Genomic DNA, 3136 nt, shown 5'->3' with positions numbered 1-3136 from the left:
TCCCCCCCGGAGCGGAAGTCGAGGTCGAGGGGGGTGATCTGGCTGGTCACGAGGGTTCTCCTGGGTTGTCGACCGCGGGGTCCGGGCGGCCGTAGATGGCCCGGACCCACAGGTCCGAGGCGGTGGCGATCATGGGCTCGCGATCCGCACCGGGGTCGTAGACGAGGTGTTCGAGAACCGATTCGTTGATCTGGATCAGGGCCGTGGCGAGCGAGTCCGGGTCGGCCCCGTCGGGGGCCCGGCCGGCCGCCCGCTCGGAGCGGATGTACTCGGCGATGGGCGTCGCCAGCTCGGCCCGCCCCTCGTTCCACAGGCGGCGCATGGGCTCGTGCGTGGTGCGTGCGGTGAGCAGGGCACGGTAGACGTGCGCGTTGTCGACCATCCGGTCCGCGAGCCGGCTCAGCGTGGCGTGCACGCGCGACCGGAAGCGACCGTCGGAGTTCACCAGCATGTCGTTGGACTTGGCGGCGGTCGCCTGGATGGAGGAGAGCAACACGGTCACCGCCGCGGCCTTGGAGTCGAAGTAGAAGTAGAACGCCGAGCGGGTGATGCCGGCGGCGTCGGTGAGGTCGGCCACCGAGATGTCGTCGAGCTTGGTGGTGCGCAGTTGTCGGTCGAGCTCGGCCAGCAGAGCCTCCCGGCGTCGGTCGCCCCGGGGAGAGCCGTTGTTGCCCTCGCCGGAGGTGCCGTTCCCGCTCACGCGGGCGCCGCCGTCCGGATCATCCCGCCGGAGCGTGCCGCGCGCTCGCGGCCCGCCGGGATCTCCCGGGTCCGCAGGTCGTGCTCGTAGAGGAAGTAGTCCACCTGCTGTTGGTGCCGCGCGGTGTCGAGCATGTGCCCGATGTACTTCTTCTCGTCCGCCACGATGACCTGCTCCATCTCCGTGCGGTCCGGCGTCCGGTACAGGCCGGCCGCCCACGCGGCCGCCAGCCGGGCCTGGGCCTCGACGAACGGGAACAGCGTGGGCGTGGACTGGGCGAAGCCGACCATCACGAGGTCGTCGATGCCCGGGGAGAACATCCGCTTGTAGAGCGGCACGTGGTTGTGGGCGTCGGCGCTGAGGAACTCGGGGTCGAAGAAGGGGAACGAGGTGTTGTAGCCGGTGGCCTGGATGACCACGTCGAAGTCCTGCGCCGTGCCGTCCTCGAAGTGCACGGTCCGCCCCTCGAACCGGGCGATGTTGCCCTTGGCCGTGATGTCCCCCGAGCCGAGCCGGAGCGGCAACTCGACGGACTGGGTGGGGTGCGCCTCGAAGAACTTGTGGTTGGGCGTGGGCAGTCCGTAGGACTCCGGCCGGCCCGCGGACATCGGTTGCATGGCCTGGATGGCCTTGCGCTGCCACGAGTAGGGCAGGAACGGGAACGTGGCGAAGTACTTGTCGGCCGGTTTGCCGGCGATGTACTTCGGGACGATCCACGCGCCCGACCGGGTGGAGATCACCACCTCGTTGCGCATCACCTTGGAGGACAACTCGACCGCGATGTCGGCGGCGCTGTTGCCCAGGCCCACCACGAGGATGCGCTTGTCCAGCAGTTCGAGCGGGTCCCACGGGTCGACGTAGGCGTGCGAGTGGATCATCTCGCCGGTGAACTCACCCGGGAAGTCGCCGAACCGCGGGTCCCAGTGGTGTCCGTTGCCCACCACGAGCGCGTCGAAACGGCGGGTGCCGGTGCGTTCGGTGGTCAGCTCCCAGCCGCCGCCCTCGAGCCGCTCGGCGTGCAGGACCCGGTTCTCGAACTCGATGCGGCGCAGCAGGTCGAAGGCCTCGGCGTAGTCGTCGAGGTACTGCTTGATCTGCGAGTGGTGCGGGAAGTCCGGGAACTCCTCGGGCATGGGGAAGTCCCGGAAGCTCAGCTGGTGCTTGGAGGTGTCGATGTGCAGCGACCGGTACGCGCTCGAGCTCCCGTTGGGATTGTCGAACGCCCAGTTCCCGCCGATCCGGTCGGAGGCCTCGAAGCCCACCGCCTCGATGCCGTAGTCGTCGAGCATCTTGAGGGTGGTGAGACCGCTGATGCCCGCGCCGATGACGGCGACAGTGGGGATGGGTGTCATGGAAACCTCTTCGGGCCGGGGACCGCCGCGCCGGAAAGCTATGGCGCGAATCACATTGCGGTCCTAGATTATGGCCAGGGATTGACGGGCGTCAACAGCGTCCCGCGCGCGCCGACGGGGCACCCCGCCCAGGGCCCCATCCCGGACGGAGGCGGAAATGGCAGACGACACGACCGGGAGGCGGCACGCGGTGGTGGTCGGTGGCGCATCCGGGATCGGATGGGCCACGGCGCAACAGCTCGCCTCGGACGGGTGGCGGGTGACGGTGGCCGACGTCAACGGCGACCTCGCCGAGGCGCGCGCGGCCGAGCTCCAGGGCGCGGGCGGGTTGGCGGGCGCGGCTGACGCCCCGAGCCACGAGCACAGGGTCGTCGACGTGGTGAACGAGTCGTCGGTGGAGGCGCTGTTCACCGGTATCGCCCCCGAGCTGGTCGTCACCACGGCCGGGGTGAGCACGCTCGGGCTGGTCACCGACCACGACACCGCTGAGTTCAGGCGAGTGGTGGACGTGTGCCTCACCGGCACGTTCCTCGTCCTCAAGCACGCCGGAGGCGTGGTCGGTGAGGGCGGCTCGATCGTCGCCATCGCCTCGCTCAACGCGCGGCAACCCGGACGGGGGATGGCCGCGTACTGCGCGGCCAAGGCTGGCCTGGTGATGCTCGCGCAGGTCGCCGCGCTCGAGCTCGGGGAGCGGGGGATCCGGGTGAACACGGTGTCTCCCGGATTCCTCGTCACCCCGCTCACCGAACCGGTCCTGCAGATCCCCGGGCTCGCCGAGGAGTACGCCGAGAACGCGGCGGTCCCGCACCGGGGCACCGCGGAGGACGTCGCTCGGGCGGTGCTCTACCTCGCCGACTCGCCCTGGATGACGGGGGAGGACCTGGCCGTTGACGGCGGGGCCCAGTTGCGCCGCTATCCGGACGTGCTCGGCCTGGCGACCAAGGCGTTCTCGTGAGGCCGGGTCGCGGCCGCGCGACAAACGGACGCCGGGGTGCGGGCCGCGAGAGAAGCCGCTCCGGCACCCCGGGATTCGCCGGGAGATCCGCGATCGTCACCGGAGGTGGCTCGGGGATCGGCGCCGCAC

At 70.3% G+C, this 3136-nt stretch carries 3 protein-coding genes; 1 reads left to right on the top strand and 2 read right to left on the bottom strand.

The features are described from left to right. Positions 1 to 46: 46 nt before the first annotated feature. Both G6018_RS11760 and G6018_RS11755 read right to left on the bottom strand, forming a co-directional pair. Positions 47 to 700 (bottom strand): TetR family transcriptional regulator, encoded by a 654-nt coding sequence (locus tag G6018_RS11760; protein WP_182639691.1) that lies wholly within the window; start codon positions 698 to 700, stop codon positions 47 to 49. Then, positions 697 to 2052, bottom strand: coding sequence for an NAD(P)-binding domain-containing protein (locus tag G6018_RS11755; protein WP_182639690.1), 1356 nt, complete (start codon positions 2050 to 2052; stop codon positions 697 to 699). The genes G6018_RS11760 and G6018_RS11755 overlap by 4 nt, the downstream gene beginning before the upstream one ends. 157 nt (positions 2053 to 2209) lie before the next feature. On the opposite strand from G6018_RS11755, the gene G6018_RS11750 reads away from it, so the two are divergent. Beyond that, the gene (locus G6018_RS11750; RefSeq protein ID WP_182639689.1) at positions 2210 to 3007 is read left to right on the top strand and encodes an SDR family oxidoreductase; all 798 of its coding nucleotides are present in this window, start codon (positions 2210 to 2212) and stop codon (positions 3005 to 3007) included. Positions 3008 to 3136 lie beyond the last annotated feature (129 nt).

Source organism: Dietzia sp. DQ11-44 (assembly GCF_014145205.1).
Taxonomy (GTDB): Bacteria; Actinomycetota; Actinomycetes; order Mycobacteriales; family Mycobacteriaceae; genus Dietzia; species Dietzia natronolimnaea.
This window is presented reverse-complemented; position numbering and strand designations above follow the sequence as displayed.

What these genes read in the sequence shown, in the direction of transcription:
- G6018_RS11755 (WP_182639690.1), bottom strand. Translation starts at nt 2,052, where the DNA reads ATGACACCCATCCCCACTGTCGCCGTCATCGGCGCGGGCATCAGCGGT.
- G6018_RS11750 (WP_182639689.1), top strand. Translation starts at nt 2,210, where the DNA reads ATGGCAGACGACACGACCGGGAGGCGGCACGCGGTGGTGGTCGGTGGC.